General features: G+C 39.6%; 20 protein-coding genes and 1 pseudogene. 3 read left to right on the forward strand and 18 right to left on the reverse strand.

All coding sequences use genetic code 11. The features are described from left to right. Positions 1-4: 4 nt before the first annotated feature. The 4 genes and pseudogenes from ABOA58_RS15525 to ABOA58_RS15540 form a co-directional block, all read right to left on the reverse strand. The gene (locus ABOA58_RS15525) at positions 5-2,506 is read right to left on the reverse strand and encodes a hypothetical protein (protein WP_350299104.1); all 2,502 of its coding nucleotides are present in this window, start codon (positions 2,504-2,506) and stop codon (positions 5-7) included. After that, positions 2,506-3,735 (reverse strand): hypothetical protein, encoded by a 1,230-nt coding sequence (locus ABOA58_RS15530; protein WP_350299105.1) that lies wholly within the window; start codon positions 3,733-3,735, stop codon positions 2,506-2,508. Before ABOA58_RS15530 ends, ABOA58_RS15525 begins: the two co-directional genes overlap by 1 nt. Positions 3,736-4,123: 388 nt before the next feature. Continuing rightward, positions 4,124-4,402, reverse strand: a pseudogene (locus ABOA58_RS15535) (flotillin family protein); the annotation flags it as partial. Between the two features lie 22 nt (positions 4,403-4,424). After that, complete coding sequence (locus tag ABOA58_RS15540; RefSeq protein ID WP_350299106.1) at positions 4,425-4,943, reverse strand: NfeD family protein; 519 nt, start codon at positions 4,941-4,943, stop codon at positions 4,425-4,427. Between the two features lie 315 nt (positions 4,944-5,258). Between ABOA58_RS15540 and ABOA58_RS15545 the strand changes: the two genes are divergently transcribed. Continuing rightward, positions 5,259-5,831, forward strand: coding sequence for a biotin transporter BioY (locus tag ABOA58_RS15545; protein WP_230175713.1), 573 nt, complete (start codon positions 5,259-5,261; stop codon positions 5,829-5,831). Between the two features lie 282 nt (positions 5,832-6,113). Here the strand turns inward: ABOA58_RS15545 and ABOA58_RS15550 are convergent, their stop codons facing one another. Then, a complete protein-coding gene (locus ABOA58_RS15550; protein ID WP_350299107.1) occupies positions 6,114-6,599 on the reverse strand; it encodes a YusW family protein in 486 nt (161 codons plus the stop codon). Positions 6,600-6,698: 99 nt separating this feature from the next. Next, positions 6,699-7,343, reverse strand: a complete 645-nt coding sequence (trhA, locus tag ABOA58_RS15555; protein WP_101225198.1) for a PAQR family membrane homeostasis protein TrhA — start codon at positions 7,341-7,343, stop codon at positions 6,699-6,701. A 160-nt stretch (positions 7,344-7,503) separates the two neighbouring features. On the opposite strand from trhA, the gene ABOA58_RS15560 reads away from it, so the two are divergent. Further along, positions 7,504-8,091 (forward strand): metalloregulator ArsR/SmtB family transcription factor, encoded by a 588-nt coding sequence (locus ABOA58_RS15560; protein ID WP_350299108.1) that lies wholly within the window; start codon positions 7,504-7,506, stop codon positions 8,089-8,091. Between the two features lie 63 nt (positions 8,092-8,154). On the opposite strand, the gene ABOA58_RS15565 is transcribed toward ABOA58_RS15560, so the two are convergent. From ABOA58_RS15565 to ABOA58_RS15575, 3 genes are all read right to left on the reverse strand, one after another. After that, on the reverse strand, positions 8,155-8,754 hold the full coding sequence (locus ABOA58_RS15565) for a cell wall hydrolase (protein ID WP_350299109.1): 600 nt from the start codon (positions 8,752-8,754) through the stop codon (positions 8,155-8,157). A 105-nt stretch (positions 8,755-8,859) separates the two neighbouring features. Beyond that, positions 8,860-9,435 (reverse strand): GNAT family N-acetyltransferase, encoded by a 576-nt coding sequence (locus ABOA58_RS15570; protein ID WP_350299110.1) that lies wholly within the window; start codon positions 9,433-9,435, stop codon positions 8,860-8,862. 39 nt (positions 9,436-9,474) lie between these two features. Beyond that, positions 9,475-9,879, reverse strand: a complete 405-nt coding sequence (locus ABOA58_RS15575) for a secondary thiamine-phosphate synthase enzyme YjbQ (protein WP_350299111.1) — start codon at positions 9,877-9,879, stop codon at positions 9,475-9,477. Positions 9,880-10,066: 187 nt separating this feature from the next. On the opposite strand from ABOA58_RS15575, the gene ABOA58_RS15580 reads away from it, so the two are divergent. Then, complete coding sequence (locus tag ABOA58_RS15580) at positions 10,067-10,435, forward strand: VOC family protein (RefSeq protein ID WP_350299112.1); 369 nt, start codon at positions 10,067-10,069, stop codon at positions 10,433-10,435. 44 nt (positions 10,436-10,479) lie between these two features. On the opposite strand, the gene ABOA58_RS15585 is transcribed toward ABOA58_RS15580, so the two are convergent. From ABOA58_RS15585 to ABOA58_RS15625, 9 genes are all read right to left on the reverse strand, one after another. Further along, positions 10,480-12,372 carry a PTS fructose transporter subunit IIABC gene (locus ABOA58_RS15585; RefSeq protein WP_350299113.1) on the reverse strand — a complete coding sequence of 631 codons (1,893 nt, stop codon included), beginning with the start codon at positions 12,370-12,372 and terminating at the stop codon, positions 10,480-10,482. Positions 12,373-12,376: 4 nt separating this feature from the next. Further along, positions 12,377-13,297 (reverse strand): 1-phosphofructokinase, encoded by a 921-nt coding sequence (gene pfkB / locus ABOA58_RS15590; RefSeq protein ID WP_350299114.1) that lies wholly within the window; start codon positions 13,295-13,297, stop codon positions 12,377-12,379. Next, positions 13,297-14,049 carry a DeoR/GlpR family DNA-binding transcription regulator gene (locus ABOA58_RS15595; protein WP_350299115.1) on the reverse strand — a complete coding sequence of 251 codons (753 nt, stop codon included), beginning with the start codon at positions 14,047-14,049 and terminating at the stop codon, positions 13,297-13,299. The genes pfkB and ABOA58_RS15595 overlap by 1 nt, the downstream gene beginning before the upstream one ends. A gap of 229 nt (positions 14,050-14,278) precedes the next feature. Further along, positions 14,279-15,556, reverse strand: a complete 1,278-nt coding sequence (odhB, locus tag ABOA58_RS15600) for a 2-oxoglutarate dehydrogenase complex dihydrolipoyllysine-residue succinyltransferase (RefSeq protein ID WP_350299116.1) — start codon at positions 15,554-15,556, stop codon at positions 14,279-14,281. A 1-nt stretch (position 15,557) separates the two neighbouring features. Further along, on the reverse strand, positions 15,558-18,410 hold the full coding sequence (locus ABOA58_RS15605; RefSeq protein WP_350299117.1) for a 2-oxoglutarate dehydrogenase E1 component: 2,853 nt from the start codon (positions 18,408-18,410) through the stop codon (positions 15,558-15,560). Between the two features lie 376 nt (positions 18,411-18,786). Further along, positions 18,787-19,557: a dioxygenase family protein gene (locus ABOA58_RS15610; protein WP_350299118.1), complete on the reverse strand. Its 771-nt coding sequence runs from the start codon at positions 19,555-19,557 to the stop codon at positions 18,787-18,789. Between the two features lie 74 nt (positions 19,558-19,631). Further along, positions 19,632-20,399, reverse strand: coding sequence for a polysaccharide deacetylase family protein (locus ABOA58_RS15615; RefSeq protein WP_350299119.1), 768 nt, complete (start codon positions 20,397-20,399; stop codon positions 19,632-19,634). A 102-nt stretch (positions 20,400-20,501) separates the two neighbouring features. Next, positions 20,502-23,951, reverse strand: coding sequence for a methionine synthase (metH, locus tag ABOA58_RS15620; protein ID WP_350299120.1), 3,450 nt, complete (start codon positions 23,949-23,951; stop codon positions 20,502-20,504). After that, positions 23,944-25,791: a bifunctional homocysteine S-methyltransferase/methylenetetrahydrofolate reductase gene (locus ABOA58_RS15625; protein WP_350302890.1), complete on the reverse strand. Its 1,848-nt coding sequence runs from the start codon at positions 25,789-25,791 to the stop codon at positions 23,944-23,946. The genes metH and ABOA58_RS15625 overlap by 8 nt, the downstream gene beginning before the upstream one ends. Between the last annotated feature and the right edge of the window lie 67 nt (positions 25,792-25,858).

Below are 25,858 nucleotides of genomic sequence, written 5' to 3' on the forward strand. Positions count from 1 at the left end.
TTCTTTACCCCTTGTTTTCGTTCAAACGCTTTAAACTTTCCACTCTTATCATTGTGTTTGAAATCTTCAAACTTAGCTCATTTAAGTTTATAAATTCATTGACATACCCTTTATTCGTATCTACTGTAACTTCGCTTAAACGGTCTAATAGGGCGTTTAAAAGACTGAGTTCTTTTAGCACACTGCCCCAGGATTTAGCATTAGACAAAGAATAGATTTTTTCGTCTAACTCATCCTTTAATGATTGCATTACACTAGCCTTTGCAATCCCAATTATGCAAGTGGAACAACTTGGCGATTCAGGATTATGGCAATTCGGATAAGTTAAACAATGATAATCTTTATGCTTTGATGGCATTTTACCAAGATAAAATTTATCAATCATTTCATTTAATTTTTTCTTTGGTTTCAGCAGCAGCTCCTGAGCCAATGCTGCCTTTTGGTGTTGCCTGCTTTGCACGAACTTCACCATTCCTTCTAAAACCATTGGTGGATATTTTTCTTTGAACTCTTTAATCAAAGCTGTTTCACTCTTTAAAGTTAATTCAGCACCTTCCAATTCCTTCGTTCCGCGAAGAATCATTGAATAGAGATAGCCCATTTCACCACGCTCAAATAACTCCACTGCAATATCGTCAATAGGACCATTTTCATTATTTTGACGAATATAGATTTGTGTTACCTCCGAAAAAACTTTGTTAGGGGCAACTTTATGTGCTCGTACTCTTTTACTGAATTCATATGCTGAATAAGCAAAGCCTTTTTTCTTGTAAATACTGTAATATAAATGCTCAACAAGAGAGCGATTCATTTTTAAAGAAGAAAAATTTTTCAAGTCCTTTCTTTCTCCAAAAAATAAATTAAATGGTTTATCGTACGGAATGTTGTACTTTGTCTTAAAATTAATTAATATCCTGTCCTTTTCAGCATTACTATGAAGTTGAGCAATGGCATAAGCAGTAGCAATTGGAATGCGTAAACTTTTGTTAGCATAAAAGCTTCTTCTAAACTTTGTTTTCGAAACAATCAACTTGACCATTCTGTGCTTTTCAATTTGGGCAAGAATTTGCCCAGCTTGGTCATTAGTTAGTTTATTAAAGCGAAAATAATCTAAGCTTGTTATGCCCATTTCTTTAAGATTGATTTTTGGCAGACGAACGACATCCCCATGCCGCCAAGCATTAGTTAAATGAACTGCCACATACAACCACGTAATTGCATAATCTCGGCTTTCAATGGCTTTAGCAATATGATTATCATAAACCTTAACAAAGTAGTAATAGTTAAGAAATTGTTCAAACTCATACACCTTTTCCACTTCATCTTCAATATCATTGCTTTCGTCTAATTCCAATGTGTATGTCTTCTCGTATTTAGTGTCTTGAACAAATGATAAATGATTTAGAAAACCAACCAATAGCTCTTTGTCGCTCTGTATCAATTTATCACTTGCAAATGCCAACTCTATTTCTTTATCTGTATGGTCTGCTAATTCTTTGATGAAATATTGAATATAGCTTCTTAGTCTAATTACAAAAATTCTAGCTTTGGAGTTTAATGTTTTAAAACTAGCTTCACTACTGGCAATGTTATTCTGACAATAATCAATATACACCTCTGCCGTTTTTGCAAAATAGTTAGGAATGTTTAATTTTTGGACACCCTCATTAAAGATTTCCAGAGGTGTTTCAGCCGTTGAAAATCGAAAATCATTTAACCCATCAATATACCGTAAGACGCTTTCACGTTTGGCATAATTAACAGGTTCTTTTTTGAAGGAGTATTGTCTAATATATATATCGTCAAACGTTTTGGTTGAGAGTAACTTCCTAACGGTATCAATGGTCACATCGTAAGGGAACAGCTCTCTGATTTCGTTCGATGAAAGATAGTCATTCTCTTTTATAAACGAAACCTCTTCATCGATGTTTCGTTTCAGTTCTAAAACCTTGTCGATATGATTAGCAACAATGCTATCACCCTTTGGAGTTAATCCTGAATAGGTTTCACCTAATACCCCATCTTTCCTAAGATTTGTTATTACCATAGTATGGATACCATCTAATATCTCAATGATTTCATTAGTGCAAATAAAACCTTCTGGGACACTTCTCTGATTAATATAAGCTTCGGCAAACTTCTTAGGAATACGAACGGTTTTATCAAACCTTGTTGAAAAAACTCCTATCGGTTGATGTCGTACAAGTGCTTTGCTCCAAAAATTTTTTGAAAAGGTATATAACTCTGATAATTCCTTTGCCGTGTAGTAGTTCTCTTTTAATTCTTTTTGTAATGCTTTAAATTGCTTAACCGATTCCTTTATCAAGTAAAACACCTTGTTTTTTTCAGATGTATTAGGTCCTAAATAAAATTGAAATCCACAGAGGCTTCTTGTAAGGTATGAGTAAAGCGTTGGTGTTTTTAATCCCAATTCTTCAGCAGCATCTTTTAATGGCATTAATTGTTTTTTACTCTCTTCAAATTCCTTAATGCTTAATTTACTCACTATCTATCGACATCCTCATACATTTCTTCTAATCCTTGATTCATTTGATTAATGGAATTTTTCGTATTCACTAAATAAGGCAATGCCGATTCAGGAGAACTATCCCTTCTTGCCCTCATAAGTTCTATCAAGTGTTGACATTCTTCTGCTATATTGTTGGAGTATGTTCCCCTTCCAATATGGGTACTCCATTTAAGAGATTGATAATTAAGAGCATATAATTTATCATCAGGGTTATCTGATTCCTTCAACTTCTCAATAAACGCTTTCTTTACCTTTTTAAATTTTTGATTGAATGTTTGATATTGCATTGATGCTCCCCTTGAATTAACAAAGAGGCTATCGGAACCATCTTTGGGGGCAGGGTATCTATCTAAATGAGTTCGGTAAAGTTCTTGAAGTAAACCTTTTACTGCATCAATTGGTTGGACACCTGGGGATTTAACCCTATTGCCACTTCCTTTTGCAACTCTTGAATCTGTTTTTAATCTAACGATTAAGCCATTTTCTCCATATACACCTAATTTCTTAATTTCACTTCGTTTTACTGCCATTACCTCGGAACCTCTTAATCCCCCAAATATCGCTAGATACACACCTAATGCGATATCATTTGCAACTGTCATTGCAGTTCTAATAAATGCGATAACATGGTGTTCTTCCAATGTTCTTGCCTTGGTGTCATCTACCTTAACTGCAGGCAGCGATTGCATTTTAGGAATGAATAAGGATTTGAGGGTTTTCTTCTTGGTACGATAATTAATAGTCCATTCAAAATCTTCTTTCTTTAAATTCTTCAATTGCCCCTTATTAGCTAAATATTCATAAAAGTATATTATGGTTTTGTCATATGTCCTTAAGGTTTTTCTTGAACAGCCCTGTTCCTTTTTATGCTCCAAGAAATGTACCCCGTGTACAATATCAAGGTCAGATATACTTCTTACCTTGAATAAAGTGTAAAACTCTATTAATGTGTGGTTAAGAAATGTTGTTAAATGCTTTGCTCTTGCTAATTGGTTGTTATATCGTGAAAACCTCCACTTATCATATATAAAGGAAGTTAAGGGATGAGGGACTTCTCTCTTGTTCTCTTTGTTCACTAAAACAATAGTTGCATATTCATTTACTTCAATTCCCATCCTACCCTTATCTTTTTCTATCTTAGTGTTTCTGACTTCAAATCTTATATTCTCGTATGGATTGAATTCTAATACCTTATTTTCTTCCATATCTATCACTTCCATTGAATTTTTTCTTTCTTACATATTATTAGTGGTTAATCATAGTTTTTTAAGGTCCTCGAACTACGTTCTGCGGATACGCCTCCCGCTATGGGTTATGTCCCCTTACTATAGTAATAGCTGTATGTCCATCTCTCATTATCTATTTATTAACATATATTCCATTATAAGTATATCACACATTCCAATTATGTCCAATTTGATTTTAACGAAAGTTAACGGATATTATAAATTTTTATATTCAGGTTTATGTACATAGTATTTTTACTATATTCTTTTGGACAAAATAAAAAAACCTTATGATTATGAGGTTTTTGGTTGGTTAAAGATAATATGATTATGTACAATATTTTTATGTTCAATAAAATATAGATAACGTATATACTTCAGGAGTTGAGACCTCAAGCTTGCTTGATAACAAGCTTAGCGGTTCCGCTTGCTGGAACACCGGGAGAACGAATGCACCACCGCCGCGGACGATTTTAATTTTATTTCCTGATTCGTCGATGTGAACATTTTTGCTTCCTAAGTAGCTTCCGGTCACGATCAATGCCTCATCAGGACCAGCCGTGCGGTATTTCGTAATAAAGACAGCAATAAGTGCGATAAGTAAAAATGCAACAATGGCGACAACAATCCAAATCAAATCAAACATAACTTACCTCCTACCCTTTTTTTTAATCCTGGTGGGGTATAACATAGACAACCCCATTTTTAACTTCGATGATCAAGACCTTTGTATCCGAAACAATACCTTCATTCTTATAACCTGTCGCAGTTTTCGCGATGCTTCCGCTGATGCTTTCAATCAGGACTTCCCCAAACCCGTCAACCGGGATTGATGTCAGAACCCTGCCGACCCTCCCTCTCAGGTCATTATCATGAAATGTCAAACTTTCTTCCGCTGATGAGATGGGAATCAAAACAAATACATTCAGTAAAGTGACGATAATAAATGAAATGATCAGGGAAATGCCGGCACTCAATCCAGAATTAAGTCCTGATAGCGATTCAAGCAAAAACCCACTCGCAAAAAACACGGTAAAAAAGCTAAAAATGAGAGTTGGATTAAATATATCCGGTAATTCAAGGCCGGAAAATATATCATTAAACAAGATAAATAAGAATGTTAGCCCCCCGAATATAATTAATCCATATAAATAGACTGTTTCTAACGGAACCCCAAATAACTCCATCTCTTTCATCCTTTAAATTCGATTTTTCCAAGCCGCATACTACTTTAAGGACCTGGGATAAGCGTTTCTCCAACATTGATAATCTATGGTTATAATCCCCTCCATTTACTTTGCTTACCATTCATACGAATGAAGCATTCAAAAAGTTTCATTTATTTTCCAAGTTTTAAATTTTCTCCTCGGACAAACCCTGTCTTCTAAAAGTACATTATTGAAATAAAATTCATAATATCATTGACAGTGTTTACTTAACATATTAAAATTCTTTATATGTTAACTCGTTACATAACTAGGTTTACATTAGGGGGAAGCACGATGAAGGAACGTCATGAGAAGTTAAGAATGATGATGGTTACAGCTTTATTTGCAGCACTTATAGGAATACTTGCCCAAATTACAATTCCACTGCCGATAGTACCGATTACAGGACAGACTCTAGCTGTTGGATTGGCAGCTACGATACTGGGTTCACGTTATGGAACCTCTTCCGTTTTATTATACTTGTTCATAGGAGCAGCAGGAGTACCAGTATTCGCTGAAATGTCAGGAGGGCTAGCTAAGATATTCGGTCCGACTGGCGGTTATTTATTATCCTATATCCCGACAGTCTATATAACGGGTTTGATATTGGAAAAAACGCGTTTCTCAGTTGCGATGGCTTTCCTTGCAAATACAATCGGGATGATAGTCACTTTGGTCATCGGTACGGTTTGGTTAAAATATATGAGTTCATTATCTTGGCCAGTGGCATTTGCCAGCGGTTTTGCTCCATTTATAATCGTAGGCGTTTTAAAAGCATTCCTTGCATCTTGGCTTGGCATTACAATCCGTTCAAGGTTAGCGTCGGCTAATATGCTGCCAAAAAAAAATGCACCACTTTCCCAATGATGGCTATATGAAAGAGAGGGTACCGCTTGTGGTACCCTCTCTTTCATATATATTCAAATTCCGGAACACTGCATAAAAAAAAAGACTCTTAAAAAGAATCTTTTTTACAAGTATTTATTGCGGTCCTATCCCCATAAGTCCGAATATGAATAGCAAATGTATATTATCCCCTTTGCTAACCGTAATCATTTTACTATAGTAACAGTAATTTGACAACTATTGAGGACACAATGAACTTGCTACCATTTTATTACATAAGGAAGAATATAGTAACGGATTTTGTTACTTATTATTCACTTGATATTCTTTTTTCGTACCATCATCGAAAACGACCTCTAGATCGAATTCTTGATAGTCATCTTTCAAATTAAAAGCTTTTGTCACTTCTTGAATGACTTCCTCATCTGATGAATCTTTGGTGAATGTCAATTTTTCTAAAATCGGGGTCAATTCTTTCATTGCCTCATCACCGTGAACTTCATGTTTGTTAAGTTTGTCCTCGATCGAAGCTTCTGTTTGAGCTCCCATGGTATCATATTCAGCTTCGTATTCGTTATCATTGCCTGTATAATCCACTTCTAATTGAAAATCCTTATAAGTGAAAGGCAGTTTTTCATTATTATCCGTTCCTGTTTCAGGATTATTTTCCGCTTGATTTTCATTTTCCTGAACCGGCGGGTTTTTCACTTCATCGTTTTCTTCGCCGCATCCAGCCAAAACAAGCATAGCCGCAAACGGGACCGATAATATTTTGATTGATCTTCTCATTAGTTTTTTCCTCCTTTAGTTTGTATACGTTATTTATTTCCTAATAGGGAACATTTAAAACCTCAAGAATCTCTCAGATATATCAAATCAACCAAGTGATCATAGTGGAAGGATATAAAACAATACCGCAAAAAAGTGTGTGACAGACCCCCCAAGCACGAATACATGCCAAACCGCGTGATGAAACGGAAAACCGCGCCATACATAAAAGATGGCTCCAAACGTATAAAGCAATCCCCCTGCAATCAATAACTGGATACCAGCTGAAGGCATCGTTGCTGTAAGCGGTCCCCAAACGATAACGATCATCCACCCCATTGCAATATAGAGAATCGTCGAAAGGAAGAGGAATCTTTTCACATAGAAAGCTTTGAAGACGACGCCAATGATTGCAACTCCCCAAATTATCCCTAGCAGTGTCCAGCCGAGTGATCCTTGGATCACAAGAAGCATGATGGGCGTGTATGTCCCAGCAATGAATATATATATGGCTGAATGATCAAAGATTTCAAATATATCCTTCGTTTTTCCCTCTGGAAAACTATGCACTAAAGTGGAAGAAACATATAAAAGAAGCATGGAAACACCATAAATGACTGAAATGACTACATGCCAAGGCGATCCTGTTTGGGCTGAGAATATGATTAAAAACACAAGGGCGGCAATACTTAACAAAACGCCGATACCGTGGGTTATCGCATTGACCACTTCTTCTTTTTTTGTATAAACATGTGTATTAGCCATGTTACAGCTCCTTAATTCCGGCTTAATTTTTTTTGTATTTACCTAAAGTATACACCAGATCTTCCAAGCAATATAGAAAAGTGAATATTAACTTGATTAATACCCACTAATTAGATTATCATCTAATTAGATGATAATCTAATTAAAAAGGGGGATAAAAGTGCAATTAGAAAAATTGGTCGCTTTCCACAAAACAATTGGTGATGTAACCAGGATTAGGATTATATCCATCCTGGCAAATGGCCCAAAACACGGACAGGCACTTGCGGGAATATTAAAATTGACGGCCCCGACCATTTCACACCATTTAACGAAATTGAAGGACATTAATTTAGTGAAGGATCGCAGGGAAAAAAATACGGTATATTATTTTTTGAATGAAGATGTACTGAAGCATTATTCGTCAGCATTACCTAAAATGGTTTCAACTAAGGGGGACTCTAATAAAATGGATAATCAAAAGCTGAATTTAGAACACAAAAAGATCCTTGAAAACTTCTATACGCCAGATGGCCGACTAAAAACAATACCAGCACAAAGGAAAAAGAAAATGATCATCCTTCATCATATTGGCAGCCTTCTGGAAAAGGGACGTAAATATCCAGAAAAAGAACTGAATGAATTCATCCAGTCATTCCATGATGATTATGCAACGATAAGGCGTGAACTCATTATCGGAAGCATCATGTACCGTGAAAACAGCATTTATGAACTGAATCCCCGCGAGATGTGGGCTGACATCGTTTAACGGAAGGATTCTAAAAATAAAAAACCGGCCTCCCATTTGGAAAGCCGGTTCTTGAGATGCAGTTTATATGGCAAAATGGTGACCGCCGATGATTTTGATTACCTCTAATTGTTTCATCCATTCGCTATCCGAAATGCTAGGATTCCAAAAATACAATGCATCATTTGTGTAGCCATGAATCGCCAATGCTTCATTGACAGCTTTCTTGGCATCATCTCCTGCTGGTTTATTTATACTGCCATCACCAACAGGCGAGAATTGGTTTTTTTGATAGATGACTTCCCGTACTGTATCAGGAAATTCATCGCTATCAAGGCGATTCAAAACAACTCCTGCCACCTCGACCTTTCCTCTGTATGGCTCCCCTTTAGCTTCTGCATGCACAAGCCTTGCTAATAATTCTTTATCTTTTTCATTCATTGCATGTGGAATAATCAATGTTTTACCAGGCTCGGCAACATTATTTACATTATGATTGACTTCTTTCAACTTACCGATTGGAACACCGTGCTGCTTCGCAATATCCCATATCGATTCACCTTGTTTAATGACATGTTTGGTTGCTCCATCCGAAGCTTTACTGGTCGTTCCCTTAGGAAAAGCTATCCCAAGTATGATGACACTTAGAGTCATTATCACGGTTATTATAACTGATAATTTCATCTTGTAACCTCCTCGTTAAGCATCTTCCTAGGATAACAGACCATATGGGAGAAAACAGTGCTAAATTTTTTCCAAGGAAATGAAGGAAAATTTTTCACGGGTCTATTAACTTCGAAATTTTAATGATTCCCATTCTTCCCGTAGCATTCCCATTCTGATTGAATCATAATAATAACCTTCATGATAACGGCATTTTCTTATCCTTCCCTCCACTTGCATGCCTACCTTTTCTCCAACTGCGATCATACGTTCATTACCTGACCATGTCGTCAGCCCAACGCGCTCAATCTCCATTTTTTCGAATAAATAGCCAATGAACAACATTAACGCTTCTGTTCCGTAACCGCCGTTCCAATACTTGGGCTCAAAGATCGTAATTCCGATTTCAAGCCAGCGTGAAGGTTCATGTTCCCAGTAATATACAACAGAGCCTATTATTTGATCGTTTTTTTCCATTAATAACTCGGAGTAAGCCCCCATTTTCTCATCATAGGTTTTATGCTTCAGTTCTTTATCGATATACGTATGGAAATCAATGAGTTCTAGAGGATAATAAGGTGCATCCCATTTTTTCCATTCTGGATCGGCTTCTCCATATTTCAGGCTCCATAAACGTTTTAAATCGGCTTGTTTAACGTTCCTCAATATTACTTTGCTTCCTTCAATCCAAACATCGTCCAATCCGCTTCCTCCCACTTCATCCTTGCTTTACCTTCCATTTTACCGGTCGACACATAATTTTATAAAATATTGCCTTTCTCTGGGACCATCGAATTCACAAAAATATATACCCTGCCATGTACCAAGGATTAAGCTCCCTTTATGGATGATCACCTGTTGTGAAGAACCAACCGTACTAGATTTCAAATGGGCTGCCGTGTTTCCTTCCATATGTAAATCCAATGTATGGTTCCATGGGTATTGCTCATCCAGTCTTCTTAGCATATCCTTTTTGACATCGGGATCAGCATTTTCATTAATCGTGATTCCTGCAGTCGTATGTGGACAATATATAAGAGCTATCCCCTCTTGAATCCCATTTTCATTAATGAAGGTCTGCACTTCTGTCGTAACATCAATCATATCATCCCTTTTCGTCGTTTTTAAGGTGTTTTTCTTCAGCATGTAAGTTCACTCCTTTGTCATTTTAATACTCCTTTACCCATAAACATTACATTCATGCTTTGCTTTTTAAACAATTCAAAATTAAAACATAAGAAAATCTTATCAATAGCAATTAAAAAAATAACCTATTCTTATTGCTCTTTTTATTTTAAAATTGGATATATAAGGAATTAGGAGGAGTGGTAAGATGAGTTTCATTTTTAAGTCAATCGACCATTACCAATTAGCATCTCCCAAAAATACCGAGGACCAATCAAGGAAGTTTTTCACTGAGATATTAATGTTCAAGGAAGTGACTAAGCCTCGATCATTAAGGTCCAATGGCGGGTTATGGTTTGAATCGGGATCGATCAAAATTCATATCGGAACGGAGGATAATTTCATCCCCGCGAGAAAAGCCCATCCAGCACTTGAAGTTGAAAATCTTAATGACTTTAAACAACATCTAATTACTAAGCATATTTCTTTTACAGTAGACGAGAGGTTGCCCGAGGCGAACCGCATATATTTAGCCGATCCCTTCGGCAACCGGATCGAAATTTTGGAATGGATATAATAAAAAGCGGGTCCATTTATCTCGGACCCGCTTTTGTAGTAAATTTATTTTTGTTTCTTTTTCCAGAATCCCAATATTAAAGCGGTAATGAGGGCTCCTATTAAAATCGCCAGCAAATAGCGGAAAGGATGGTTGACTAGAGGGATGACAAATATTCCCCCATGTGGCGCTGGCAAAGTTACACTAAAAGCCATTGACAGGGCTCCTGCCGTCGCTGCACCAACAACACTGCTGACGATAACGCGCAATGGATCGGCAGCCGCAAAAGGAATGGCACCCTCTGTGATGAATGAAGCACCCATGAAGTAATTAGTGAATCCGGACTTCCTTTCCATTTCACTGAATTTACTTTTAAAGAATGTAGTTGCAAATGCGATTCCCAGGGGGGGAACCATTCCGCCAGCCATTACTGCAGCATGCGGTCCGAAACTTGATGCCTCAATGGCTGCAATCCCAAAAGTGAATGCTGCTTTATTTAAAGGTCCGCCCATATCCACAGCCATCATACCCCCAAGAATCAAGCCTAGGAATATTGCGTTCGTTCCGGATAAGCCCTGCAGCCAATTGGTCAATCCCGTGTTAATTGCTGTTACTGGTTCATTTATAAGAAATATCATGATAAACCCTGTAATTAACATTCCGAATACAGGATAGAGTAAAACCGGTTTAATGCCATCGAGTGTTTGCGGTAACTTGGAAAACAATTTTCTTAACAGTAAGACTACATAACCTGCAAGGAAACCGGCGATCAGTCCGCCAAGAAAACCGGCATTAGCCTGTGCTGCCAATAATCCCCCTACCATACCAGGAGCAAAACCTGGACGGTCGGCAATACTTGAAGCAATGAATCCAGCCAGGACAGGGATAAGTAAGAAGAAGGCACCATTTTCCCCGCCAATATCACTTAATGCTTTGGCAATGGGATTATACTCCGGATTTGCCGGATCTGCTGCCTCGATCCCGAAAAAGAAAGAAAGCGCAATCAGGATTCCGCCCCCGACGACAAATGGAAGCATATTACTTACGCCATTCATTAAGTGCTTGTAAATCCCCAATCCTCCTTTAGCTGAATCACCTTCATCACTTTTATCATTTCCAGTTCCTTTGTAAACAGGTGCATCCTGATTCACTGCTCTGGTTAACAGCTCCTCGGTCTTCCGGATCCCATGGGCAACAGGGACAATAATGACATGTTTTCCATTAAAACGGTCCATTTCCACCTGCTTATCCGCTGCGACGATTATTGCATCCGCGTCATCAATCTCTCCGGCGGTTAAACCATTTTTGATTCCTGTGGAGCCATTTGTTTCCACTTTGAAATCGATTCCCATTTCCTTCGCTTTGGCCTTTAACGCATCGGCAGCCATATAAGTATGGGCAATTCCCGTTGGACAAGCTGTAACGGCAAGGATTTTACCTCCTTTATTGTTACCACTGGCACCATTACTTGATTGCTCCTCTTCACTTTCTTCTTCATAAGCCTCCATTTCTTTTTGATTGATTATCTCCAACACTTCCTCACCAGAAGAAGCAGAAATCAAACGGGCTCTGAATTTATCATCCATCAGTAACGAAGAAAGCCGGGAGAGAGTTTCCAAGTGATCTGCATTCGCTCCTTCACTTGCTGCAATCATAAAGAACAAATGAGCTGGCTGCCCATCAAGCGATTCATAATCCACACCACTGACCGATTTGCCGAAGCAGATGGCTGGTATCCTTACAGCATTTGTTTTTGCGTGCGGTATGGCTATCCCTTCACCAATCCCTGTTGTGCTTTGCTCTTCTCGTTTTAAGATGGCTGCTTTGAAACCCTCCACATCGTTTAACCTGTCTGCCTCGGCTAACTTTCCTGATAGTTCATCAATGACTGCTTGCTTTGTAACGCTTTGCAAATCTATTATGATTGTATCCAATTTTAACAAGTCTGTAATTTTCATAGAGTCAGCCTCCTGTTAGTTGATTGATGGCAATTTGCGGTAATAACTCTTCAATTTTATCCAGTGTACCGAGATCGGATGAAAAGGCTGTAGCACTTCCTGCGGCAAGACTGAAGCGGAAAGCGGATAAAATATCCCCTGTCCTTTCATATGTCCCGATGAAACCTGCGACCATGGAATCACCGGCACCCACTGAGTTGATGACGTTCCCTTTTGGAACATTTGCGGAATATGAATTTCCACTGGTGCAAAGCACGGCCCCCTGTCCAGCCATTGAAACAATAACGTTTTGTGCTCCTGCTTCTACCAATTTAGTGCCATATTCTCTAGCATCATCAACCGTTCTTATTTCGGTGGAAAAAAGCTCACCCAGTTCATGGTGATTGGGCTTTATTAAAAATGGCCGGTGTGGAAGAACATTCAGTAATCCCTTGCCACTCGTATCCACCACCACTTTAATGCCGTTATCGGAACATGACCTTGCCATGGCTTCGTATACATCCGATGGAACGCTTGGAGAGATGCTTCCTGACAAAATGAGGATATCATTATTATTCAACTGTTCAATCTGACTAAATAATTGTTGATAATTCCCTTTTGAAATGACTGGCCCTTGGCTATTAATTTCGGTCTCCAGCCCTGTCTTCAATTTGATGTTTATTCTTGTATCTCCAGCTATCTCTGTAAAGTCCGTGAAAATCTCTTCCTGCCTTAAAAACCTTTTTACAAATTCACCTGTTTGTCCACCGATGAATCCTAAAGCTGTCGTATTATTTCCCAGCCTTTTAAGCACTCGGGAAACATTGATCCCTTTCCCTCCAGGGAATTTTGCATCATAACTGGTTCGATTCACCTTGCCCATTTGAAAACTTTCCACCTCGACAAGGTAATCGATGGATGGGTTGAGTGTCACTGTATAAATCATTAAATGGTCACGACCTTTACCTTTGGATTTTTATCGAGTTGCGCAACAGCCTCTTCATCATTGCTGTCAGTAATAATTATGGCATCGCTTACATCTGCTACCTTAGCGAAAGTAGCTTCATTCAGTTTTGAACTGTCAGCAAGCACATAAGTTTCGTTAGAGAGGCGTAATGCCATCTTCTTCAGTAGAGCTTCTTCCGGGTCCGGTGTTGTGAAACCCAGATCTTGATGGATGCCGTTCATTCCCAAAAAACATTTATCAAAACGGTATTCATTCAAAAACTGTACAGCATTACTTCCTATAACCGCATTTGTCGAAAATTTAATCGTTCCGCCAACTAACACTGTTTTAATTTCCAATTCGATGAGTTTTGGAATATGCATAAGACCATTTGTCAGCACCGTTATATTTTTATCCTTTAAATAAGGAATCATTTCCGCAGTTGTCGTGCCTGCATCAAGATATATACAATCATTTTTCTCTATGAATGAAGCCGCCAGCTTTGCTATAAGTTGCTTTTCAGCTCTTGCTTTGTTTTGCTTTTCCATAGTTGTTGGTTCAAGGCCTTTTCTTTGAAGTAAAGAGGCCCCTCCATGCACGCGTTTCAAGAGCTTCATTTCTTCGAGTTGCACTAAATCTCTCCGAATGGTCGACTCCGAGGCTTGTAGCTGATCTACAAGCTCCTGCAGCTTTACCGTACCTTGTTCTTTAAGGATCGATAAAATGAACTGGTGCCTTTCAGTTGTCAACAATTCGCCCACCTCACTTTAATATCATCATCATATATGAAAATGAAGGAATAATCAATCACAAACGTTTAAAAATACTCAAATTCATTCAAAAATACCTTCAAAAACATTCAATTTTAATTGAGATAACCTTTCTTGAACTCCATTATCTCTTTTTCTATGAAAATATCCTTTCAGTTCTTCACACAAAAAACCCCCATGTCATGATGACAGGGGGGTTGTTATTATTTTATTAGCCTTGAAGTAAAAGTTGTTCTGGGTCTTCCAGCATATCTTTGATAGCCACTAAGAAACCAACAGCTTCTTTTCCGTCTACGATACGGTGATCATAAGATAATGCCAGGTACATCATTGGTCTGTTTTCGATTTGATCTCCAACAGCGATTGGACGAGTCTTGATTGTATGCATGCCCAAGATCCCAACTTGAGGGGCATTCAAGATTGGTGTTGATAATAGGGAACCGAAAGTCCCTCCATTTGTGATGGTAAAAGTACCACCTGATAAATCTGAAAGTCCCAATTTGTTGTTACGCGCTTTAACAGCTAAATCCGAAATGTTCTTCTCGATTTCAGCAAAGCTTTTGCGGTCAGCATCCCTTACTACCGGAACAACAAGACCTTCATCAGTGGATACAGCTACACCGATATCATAAAAGTTCTTTTTCAGGATATGGTCGCCTTGGATTTCAGCATTCAATAACGGATATTTTTTCAATGCGCCAATGACCGCTTTAGTGAAGAATGACATGAAACCAAGTTTAACGTCATTTATTTTCACGAAAGAATCCTTATGGCGGTTACGCAATTCCATGACTGCAGAAAGATCGACTTCGTTAAAAGTAGTAAGCATGGCTGCTTCTGATTGTACTTGAACTAGACGTTTGGCAATGGTTTGACGACGGCGTGTCATCTTAACCACTTCAATGCGGTCATCATTCACTTCAACAGGAGCGGCTGCTTGTTTAGCTGCAGGAGCTTGCTTTGGAGCTGCCGCAGGTGCTGCAGGTGCTGCAGGAGCATTACTTGCTGCTTCTACGTCTTGTACACGTACACGACCTAGTGGATCTGCTACAGACACTTGAGTCAAGTCAATTCCTTTTTCACGAGCCAATTTCCTTGCAGCTGGTGAAGCAATAACTTGTTGAGTGGATGATGCTTCTTTCGCTTCTGCTTTAGGAGCCTCTTTAGCAGGAGCCGCTTGTTCAGCCTTAACTGGTTCTGCTTTAGCTTCTTCAACCTTAGGAGCTTCCGCTTTTGGAGCTGCTGCAGCTGATCCATTTTCATCAACGATGGCGATAGCCTGTCCAACTTGGACAGTATCGCCTTCTTCTGCTAAATGTTCCGAAAGTGTACCAGTATAATCTGAAATGATTTCCACGTTCACTTTATCCGTTTCAAGTTCAAGGACATATTCTCCTTTTTCAACGTGATCACCGGGTTGTTTTAACCATTGCGCAATAGATCCTTCAGAAATTGATTCTGCTAATTCAGGTACTTTTACTTCAGCCATTTTATTTCTCCCCCTCATTATTGCGTGTAATTGCTTGAGTCATAATCCGTTGTTGTTCATTTTTATGGACAAGTGGATCTCCCTCAGCCGGGCTTGATCTGCGCTTCCTTCCTATATATGTTACTGAAAGATTGCCAGGAGCCGCTGCATTTAAGCGAGGTTCAACAAATGTCCAAGCACCCATGTTTTTAGGTTCTTCTTGAGCCCAGAAGATTTCTTTAAGATTTGTATATTTTTTAAGGGCTTCCTGAACTCCAGTGAATGGGAATGGATAAATTTCTTCGATACTGATGATTTGCAACCAATCCGTATTTTTTTCAGTTGCCGCTTTTTCCCGAAGTTCAACCGCCAATTTACCTGTTGCAAAAACAATGCGTTCAACCGATTTAGGTTTTTTGCCCAAAGCTTTGGTTTCTACGAATGATTCAAATGCGCCTTCACTGAATTCTTCTGTTGTAGAAGCCATCACTTGATTACGAAGCATACTCTTCGGTGTCATGATGACAAGCGGACGTACTTGTTCTTGATCCAAAATCTTAGCTTGTCTTCTAAGGATATGGAAGTATTGAGCTGCCGAACTTAAGTTAGCAACTGTCCAGTTGTTTTCAGCTGCTAATTGAAGGAAGCGTTCCAGTCGTGCACTTGAGTGCTCTGGCCCTTGCCCTTCATAACCGTGTGGAAGCAGCATGACAAGACCTGATTTTTGACCCCATTTTGCACGGCCAGCCGCGATGAATTGGTCAAAGATCACTTGTGCTGTATTAGCGAAGTCACCGAATTGGCCTTCCCATAATACAAGTGTCTCAGGTGCAAAAACATTATAACCATATTCATAAGCCAGAACTGCCGTTTCCGTAAGCGGGCTGTTATGAACAGCGAATGAAGCTTTGGCAGTTTCAAGTGTGTGAAGTGGTGAATATGTTTTTCCATTAACACTATCATGTAACATGATATTACGTTGTGCGAATGTTCCACGCTCTGAATCTTGTCCTGTTAAACGGATTGGCGTGCCGTCACTTAAAATCGATGCAAAAGCCAATGTCTCGGCATGTGCCCAATCGATTTTTCCGTCAGGACCAAAGGAATCCAAACGACGTGATAAAATCTTTCCTAATTTTTTATTAGGGGTGAATCCTTCCGGCCACTTAACAAGCTCTTCGTTAATTGTAACAAGTTCTTGTTTCGGAACTGCCGTTTCAATGGCTGGAAGTCCTTTTTCAATAATCCCAGGAGGATTACACTCTTTGGAAGCTTCCGGTTTATTTCCGGAAATTTTCGCATATGCATCTGCAAGCCTTGTATCCACTTGCTCAGCAATCGCTTTAACTTCAGCTTCAGTGAACTCGCCGGATTCAATAAGTTGTTTCCCATAAAGCTCTTTTACGGTTGGATGCTTATGGATTAATGCATACATTTCAGGTTGAGTCACCAATGGCTCATCCATTTCGTTATGGCCGAAACGTCTGTAACCGATCAGGTCGATCAAGAAATCCTTGTTGTATTTTTCACGATATAGGTTTGCAAGGTTCACAGCAGCCATACATGCTTCTGGATCATCTGCATTTACATGCACGATCGGCACTTCAAAGCCTTTTGCCAAATCACTAGCATATAAGGTTGAACGTGAATCTTCACTTTCCGTTGTAAAACCGATCATGTTATTGGCGATGATATGGATTGCGCCGCCAACTTGATAACCGCGTAAACGGCTTAAGTTAAACGTTTCAGGTACAATTCCTTCACCTGGGAATGCAGCATCACCATGAATGAGGATTGCAAGGGATTTGGAAATGTCCTGAACAGGAAATCCTTTTTCTGTACGGTCTTCTTGAGCCGCACGAGAATACCCTTCCACGATTGGACCGACTACTTCCAAGTGACTTGGGTTATTGGCAAGTGTAATCCTTGCTTTTTGTATATTAGCTTTAGTAATCTGTTTGTCCAGACCTAAATGATATTTAACATCACCCGTCCATCCATTGTTAATGCCTGTCGAACCTTCGGAAGGAACCAAATCTTTATTCGGTGAATGTTGGAATTCAGAGAAAATGACCTCATAAGGCTTTCCTAATACATGTGCAAGCACATTCAAACGTCCACGGTGAGCCATGGCAATATTCACATTACCCGTTCCGTTTTGGACAGTTTGTGAAATCATTTCATCTAAAATCGGAACCATAGCATCCAGTCCTTCAATTGAGAAACGTTTTTGCCCTACATATGTGCGGTGAAGGAATTTCTCGAAACCTTCTACTTCATTCAATCGTTTAAGTAATAGTTCTCTTTTCTCTTTTCCCACTTCCGGGAACATGTTTCCAGATTCGACCATATCAGTAAGCCATTGCTTTTCATCCAAGTCATTAACATGATGAAATTCAAAGGCTATCGTTTTTGTATAGAGTTGTTTTAGGTATTGTACGGCTTCGTATCCGTCTTTCACGTCTTCAGGTGATTCCGGACAAATAAAGTCAGCCGGTATTTTCCTTAAATCATCTGCAGTCAAGCCATATTTTTCAAAGTGAATTTGTTCAGTGTCCAGAGCTTCTTCTTTTAAAGGATAAATATTTGCAGCAAGATGCCCGTATGCACGGATATTTTCAGCTAACTTCACTGCAGACATAATTTTCTTCATTGGAAGAACTTCTCCAGTTTGTACAGTTGATGCACTTACAGTCGTTGTTTCTGCCGATACATCGAATGAAGGAGGACCTGCTACTTCAAAAAAGTTTTTCAGTTCCGGATCCACTTCTTCCGGGTTGGCTAGAAATAAATCGTATTGCTCCATGACATACCCAAGGTTTGGACCCGAAAAAGCTTTCCAGTGGTCTAATACCTTAGAATCATTGATGGTCATTTTGTAAACCCCCAAATTTTTCTCATAATTTTTTTCATTACGTTTTATCCATCCCCAAATTTCTTTCTTCTAAATTTTCCCCAAATATATGATATATATAAGATATATAATAAATAACTTTGGTTATTGAATAATAAAATTTTAAAGGATAAAACGTTTTCAGATGTTATATTAACATGTTTTTGTCGAAATATCCAAAGGTTAAACCACTTTATACAACCTTTTTTCAACTATATTTCTGCTTAATTCGTCAAAAATCGCTTTTAACTGTCTTTTTTGCTCATTTAAGTCTTTTTTTCGCTAAAAAAAGATTTTTGTATTTTTGTATAATGATTATTTTTCAGGTAAATTTAACTAGTTTGAAAACCCTTTCACCTCAATCAAACTTCCAAGCTGTTAAACTCAGATTGCCATATTGAAAGCTTCTGTGCAGGAGAGCCGCTTTTTTATTGTCATCCCCTGTGCCCATTGCGATGACCAATGGAATGAAATGCTCTTTGGATGGCACAGCCTCTGTACTATAAGGGGCGATTTTTTCATAATTGAACAAAGATTGCAAATCCCATTTCATGATTTTCTCTTCGACCCAATTCTCAAACTCGATTGCCCATCCTTCTGCAACATGCATATCTTTCTGAATTTGGGTGAAATTATGGACAATTCCACCGCTTCCTATGATCAGGACATTACTTTCCTTTAATTTCCTCAATGCCTTCCCAATTTCATACTGCTTGTCCAATGGCAGCGCAGGACTGATGGACATGGATACGGTCGGGATGTCAGCTTCGGGATACATGATATGCAAAAGCCCCCATGCTCCATGATCAAGGGGGCGCCTTTCATCAAGTTCCCCCAATACACCTATCCTGGACAATAAGGTTAAAATTCGATCTGACAGCTCAAGGCAACCCCTTGCAGGATAAGTTATCTCAAATATTTCTTCAGGATATCCTACAAAATCATAAATGACTTCATGCTTCCCTACTGCAGAAATCATTTGATCTTCATTTTCCCAATGTGCTGACAAAATAACTATGGCAGCAGGTTTCTTCATAGCTTGCATATAATCCTTCAAAAAAGAAGTGTAACTATTCTTTTCCAAAGCTAATAGCGGTGTTCCATGTGATAAAAACAATGATGGCATCATAGAAACGATAAATCCTTTCACAATGTAATCTCTATACCTATACCTTAATTTACTATAGATAAACAATGTGTTCATCAATTAAATTGCATTTTGGGGGTTGTCTCATCAATAGTATCAAAGGTATACCCCTCTTTTTTTAGGAATTCAATTATATCAGGCAATGCTTTCACTGTATTTTTCATACTATTGATATCATGCAATAAGATATTAACATGCTTTTGATTTTTCGTCCCTTTTTGTACAGCAGAAATGATTTGTCGTTCACTTATTGACGGACTGAAGCCATCTGTCGAGTCAATGGACCAATCAAAATAAATATACCCTTTTTCCTTTAGTTGTTGAAGGATTCCATTGATAATTGGTTTCGTTGACGCCTGATGCCGCAGACGATTATTCGAGCCGCCAGGAAGGCGCACAATACGGCTTTTTATCCCATACTCCTCTTGCAGCATGGTTTCAAGCCTATTCAAATCTTGAAAGAAACTCTCAGTCGATCGATAAACGATGGAATAATCATGTGTATATGAATGAAGGGCAATCGAATGACCGCGGGAAATCATTTGCTGATAGCATTCCTTTGCGTATGGCTCTTCGTTGCCTTTAACGAAAAATGTGGCTTTAACATGATAGCGGTCCAAAATATCCAATATATCCATGGTATTCAAAGATGGACCGTCATCGAATGTCAAATAGGCAATTTTCTGATTTTCCTTACTTTTTAGGAGCGGTGTCATCTCTTCAGGAACCATTGCATGAGCTTGAATGTTTTGCACAGCCACAAGAAACAAAATAATAATGAAAGAACCCGCCATGGAAAGAAATAATTTAAGCTTATTCTTCATAGATGTTGCATCCCCTTCCTTTTGACCATTAAGATGTACCAATATAGCGGTTTCATGCGCAATAAGGCAGCGGTAAAAAATACCGCTGCCTTATAATATGAATTATCGATCGACATTAAAGTAACGAGCTTCAGGATGTGCAAAAACAATGGCCGAAACGGAAGCCTCTGGTTCCATCATGCATCCTTCAGTCAATTCCACGCCAATATCTTGAGGTTGTAACAGGCGGAATAGCTTCTCCTGGTCTTCCAAATTAGGACAGGCAGGATAACCAAAAGAAAACCTTTGTCCGGTGTACTTAGCGGCAAATCGCTCTTTCATGGACATTTCAATCGGATCGCTTATACCTAAATCATCACGCATTAATTGATGAATTCTTTCCGCGAACCCTTCAGCTGTTTCGAGAGCAAGTGATTGAAGGGCGTGATTTTTCAAGAAATCACCTTCAAGCTTAAGTTTTTCTGCCCATTTTCTGATTCCTTTTCCGGCAGTGACCAGGAAGAATCCTACATAATCCATTTGCCCGGAGGAGACCGTTTTCGCGAAGTCCGCTAAACAAAGATGCGGATTCGTATCTTGCCTTGGGAATTCGAAAGTTTCCAAAACCTCTTGATGATTGTCCGGGTTGTACACCAATAGCTTATCTCCTTCGCTCTGAGCAGGGAAAAATTGATAAACTGCATGCAAGCCATAATCCGGTTCCGTCTTTAGGAATTCGATCAATTCATCAACGAGATCATTGAGCTGCACTGCTTTTTCATTCCCTTGCTTAAGCAATTCGGAAACTTTCCCTTTTAACCCCAAATGATGACCAATCAGCATTTGCCTATTTATATATGGCTGGACGACATCCAATGGATAGTTCTTCAGGACGTGACGCTTGATGTCACGTGGCATTTGAACGGGAACATCGCTTAAAGGGGCAGCTGTGGACTGCTTACGTACAGGTTTTTCCAGCGTGGCGGCAATGGCGGCATTCGCTTTCGACCTTTCTCGTTTCTCGACTAACTCTTCCAAGTACACCACTTTTTTGTCAGAGTCATGTAAAATATTCGTTACAGCCAAACCATCCATCGCATCTTTGGAATATAAAACCGGTCCTTCATATTCAGGTGATATTTTAAAATCGGTGAATTTACGCGATAATGCTGCCCCTCCCACTAATATTGGGGTATTTATTCCCGCTTGCCTTAAATCCTGTGCGGTTAAAACCATTTGCTGTGCAGATTTGACAAGTAACCCAGATAGGCCAATGATGGTTGGCTCATGTTTTCGAACCTCTTCAATGATTTGTTGCGGTGCAACCTTGATCCCTAAATCAATGACTTCATAGCCATTATTGGATAGGATGATATCCACTAGGTTTTTCCCGATATCATGCACATCTCCCTTGACAGTCGCCAACAGGATTTTCCCTTTTTTAGCGCTATCTTCAGAGTTTTCCATAAGTGGTTCAAGGTGAGATACAGCCGCCTTCATCGCTTCAGCACTCTGAAGCACCTCTGCGACAATAAGTTGATTGTCATTAAACAACCGACCCACCTCACTCATGCCATCCATCAACGGTCCATTGATGATTTCCAATGGGGTATCACCGCGCTCAATCGCTTCATTTAAATCATCAACCAATCCTTCTTTCGTTCCTTCGATAATATAGTTACCTAGACGTTCGTCCAATGGCAGGATCACACCATTATCCTTCTTCTCCGCTTTTTTTCCACGATAAAATTCGGTAAAAATCGCTAAAGTTTCAGTTGAAGTCTCAAACAGGAGTGCCTCAGCCAGTTTCACTTCCTCTTCCGGAATCAGAGCGAAACGTTCAAGTTTTTCTGTATTCACGATGGCATAATCGAGTCCCGCTTTTGTACAATGGTAAAGGAAAACTGCATTTAATATTTCCCTTCCCCTCGCTGGCAGACCGAAAGAAACGTTAGAAATGCCAAGTATCGTCAGGCATTCTGGAAACTTTTCTTTAATAGCCTTTATTCCATTCACCGTCTCTAAAGCAGATCCGATATATTGTTCATCACCTGTGCCTACAGGAAATACAAGCGGATCAAAGATGATGTCACTTTTGTTTAGACCGTATTTATTGACAAGCAGATCCACAGACCGTGTTGCCACTTCCAATTTCCGTTCAGCATCGACGGCCATCCCGATTTCATCAATGGTTCCTACGACAACGGCAGCACCATATTGATGGACTAAGGGTACTATTTTTTCAAAGCGCTCTTCACCATCTTCAAGGTTTATGGAATTAATGATCGATTTTCCTTGTGAATGTTTTAATGCTTGTTCAAGTACAACTTCATCTGTAGTATCGATGACCAATGGGACCTTCACTTTTTTGACGACCTCTTCTACGAATTCCTTCATATCGCCAAGCTCATCCCCATCAGGATCAGCAAGACAAATATCAATGACATGGGCGCCTTTTTTCACCTGGTTACGTGCAATTTCGGCTGCTGGCTCGTAATGCTTGCCGCGTATCAGCTCCTTGAATTTTCGGGAACCGATAACATTCGTCCTTTCACCTACGAATAAAGGACGCATTGAATCATCATAAATGAGCGGTTCTATGCCTGATACGGCATGACCATGGGCAGTTTCCGTAATTGTACGGGGCTTCATGCCTTCGAGGACCCTGGAAAGTTCTTTAATATGCTCTGGTGTCGTACCACAACATCCGCCAATGATATTGATCCATCCCTTTTCGGCAAATTGCTTCATTTTCTCTGCCAGGGAAGTAGGTGACTCATGATAGTGGCCTTCTTCATCAGGGAGCCCGGCATTCGGATAACAACTGATGGCACTATTCGATATATCTGCAAGTGTCCTGATATGGTCTATCATGAATTCCGGTCCTGTTGCACAATTAAGGCCGACAGCTACGGGCTTCATATGTTCAACAGATAAATAAAAAGCTTCTATGGACTGGCCGGCAAGTGTCGTGCCCATCGGTTCGATTGTTCCTGATATGATGACAGGCACATCTTTTCCCGTTTTTGCGAATGCTGCTTTGATTCCAGAAAAGGCAGCCTTGACATTAAGCATATCCTGACAGGTTTCCACCAACAGCAAGTCTACACCGCCATCCAAGAGACCCAGTGCCTGTTCTTCATAAGAATCGGTTAAAATGTCAAAAGTCGTTCCGCCCGTTACGGATAGCGTTTTTGTAGTGGGGCCCATCGAGCCAGCTACATACCTTGGCCACTCCTCATTGGAATACTTTTCACAAGCTTTAACGGCAAGCTCAGCTGAAATTTTATTTAGCTTGTAGGCAATCGTGCTTATTTGGTATTCCTCAAGAACGATGCTGGTCGCTCCAAAGGTATTTGTTTCAATGATATCTGCGCCCGCTGCTAAATATTTTTCATGAATGGTTTGGATGATTTCCGGTTGCGTCAGTGATAAATATTCATTGCAGCCCTCGAATTGTTCCCCGCCAAAATCGTCTGCTGTCAAATTCTCCGCTTGAAGCATGGTTCCCATCGCCCCATCAAGTAGGAGAATCTTAGAATTTAACTGATCTTGAATCGCTTTTTTATTCATGTACTGCCACCTCTGATGTCTGTTTACTATCGACTTTTCTAATATATTTCGTAAGTTCCGCCGTCATTTCATAGCGAAGGAACGGAGTGATTAAATATATGCCCTTGAATTTTTCCCTTGCCGCGTCCACCAGTTCCCGCGCGATATTAACCCCTTCCATCCTAGACTTTACAGGGTCATCCCCCGCTAAAGCCATGGCCCTTCTTACGTTATCGGGCAATTTAATGCCTGGGATCTCATTATGGATGAATTCTGCGTTCCGGGTGCTTGTCAAAGGCATGATACCGATGAAAATCGGGGTTTCTAAATGTTTTGTAGCTTCATGTACTTCTTCGATTTGCTCCACCGAATAAATTGGCTGTGTCAAAAAGGATTGAGCACCGCAGGAAATCTTCTTTTCCATTCTCAGTACGGCTTTATCCAGATATTTCACATTGGGATTAAACGCTGCCGCAATTTTAAAATTCGCCCGTTGACCCAAACTTTGACCGGAATAGGAAAGACCTTCATTAAATTGTTTGACCATGCTTATAAGGTCAAAGGAAGATAAATCATAAACCGAAGTGGCACCAGGGAAGTCCCCTATTTTTGAAGGATCTCCGGTGATGATCAATAATTCATTCAGCCCCACCGTCTGCAGACCCATTAAATGTGACTGCAGGCCAATCAAATTTCGATCACGGCATGTTATATGCACCATCGGATTAATATTCAATTGGTTCTTTAGTAAGTTAGCCAGTGCATCATTCGATATCCTTGGTGAGGCAAGTGAATTATCCGCTAATGTAATGGAATCGACCCCTGCTTTTTTCAAAACCTCAGCACCGGTCATGAAGCTCTCTATTCCCAGCTTTTTCGGTGGATCAAGTTCAACTAGGATCGTCCTTTCCGTCTTGGCCTTTTCGTACAGTGGAAGTTCCAATTCTCTTTCGTTCACTTCAATTATTTCTATTTCACGGGGTTTCGTAATTTTCTCTTTTACAGGAGCAAAACTTCCAATTGCATTCTTTACAGCTTGAATATGCAGTGGAGTCGTTCCACAGCACCCACCTATGATAGCGGCACCTTGCTCACGAAGTTCCAGGGCACTTGAACCGAAATATTCCGGCACAGCTTTATAGACGAGCCTTCCATCCACATAATCCGGGAGGCTGGCATTAGGGTATATGGCAATCGATGCATCCTTCGGCAAGCTCACTTCTTCCAAGGCCCGGATCATATGATGTGGACCGAGACGGCAATTCACCCCAACAACATCGGCACCCAATTGCTCGAGTTTTTGAAAGGCTTCATTTAAATGGATTCCATTTTGAAGATTACCCAGTTCATGCATCGAAACATTTGCGATGATCGGCAATCCGGTTTCATTTTTTACGATTTGCAGGACGGTTTCCAGCTCTTCCAGGTCATAAAATGTTTCCAAGAGAATCCCATCAGGGTTTTCCATCAACAGACTGTATAGCTGTTCACGAAACCCCCGTTTAATCTCTTCCATGCTTAAATCCGATTTCCTGATACTCCGCTGTGCCCCTATGGTACCGAAGACATACGCATTTCCTTTTGCCGCTTTTTTAGCAAGAATGACTCCCTGGCGGTTGATTCTGCTAACTTCATCTTCAAGTCCATACCGTTTCAATTTGTTGAAATTGGCTCCGTATGTATTTGATTGAAGGATATCTGCACCAGCTTCGAGATAGGCACGGTGGATGGACTCTATTTGATTTGGATTCGTGCAGTTTAATTCCTCATAACATTGATCGATGCCATTTGAGTACAATAAGGTCCCCATTGCCCCTTCCCCAACCAACATTCTTTCTTTCACTTCTTTACGAAAATTCATCATTACACCCTCTCTCAAAAACAGTCCTGTTTTTGTCGTATTTTATGAGTATGAGAGAAAAGGAAAA

It is taken from the genome of Peribacillus frigoritolerans (assembly GCF_040250305.1).
In the GTDB taxonomy this organism is placed as follows: domain Bacteria; phylum Bacillota; class Bacilli; order Bacillales; family DSM-1321; genus Peribacillus.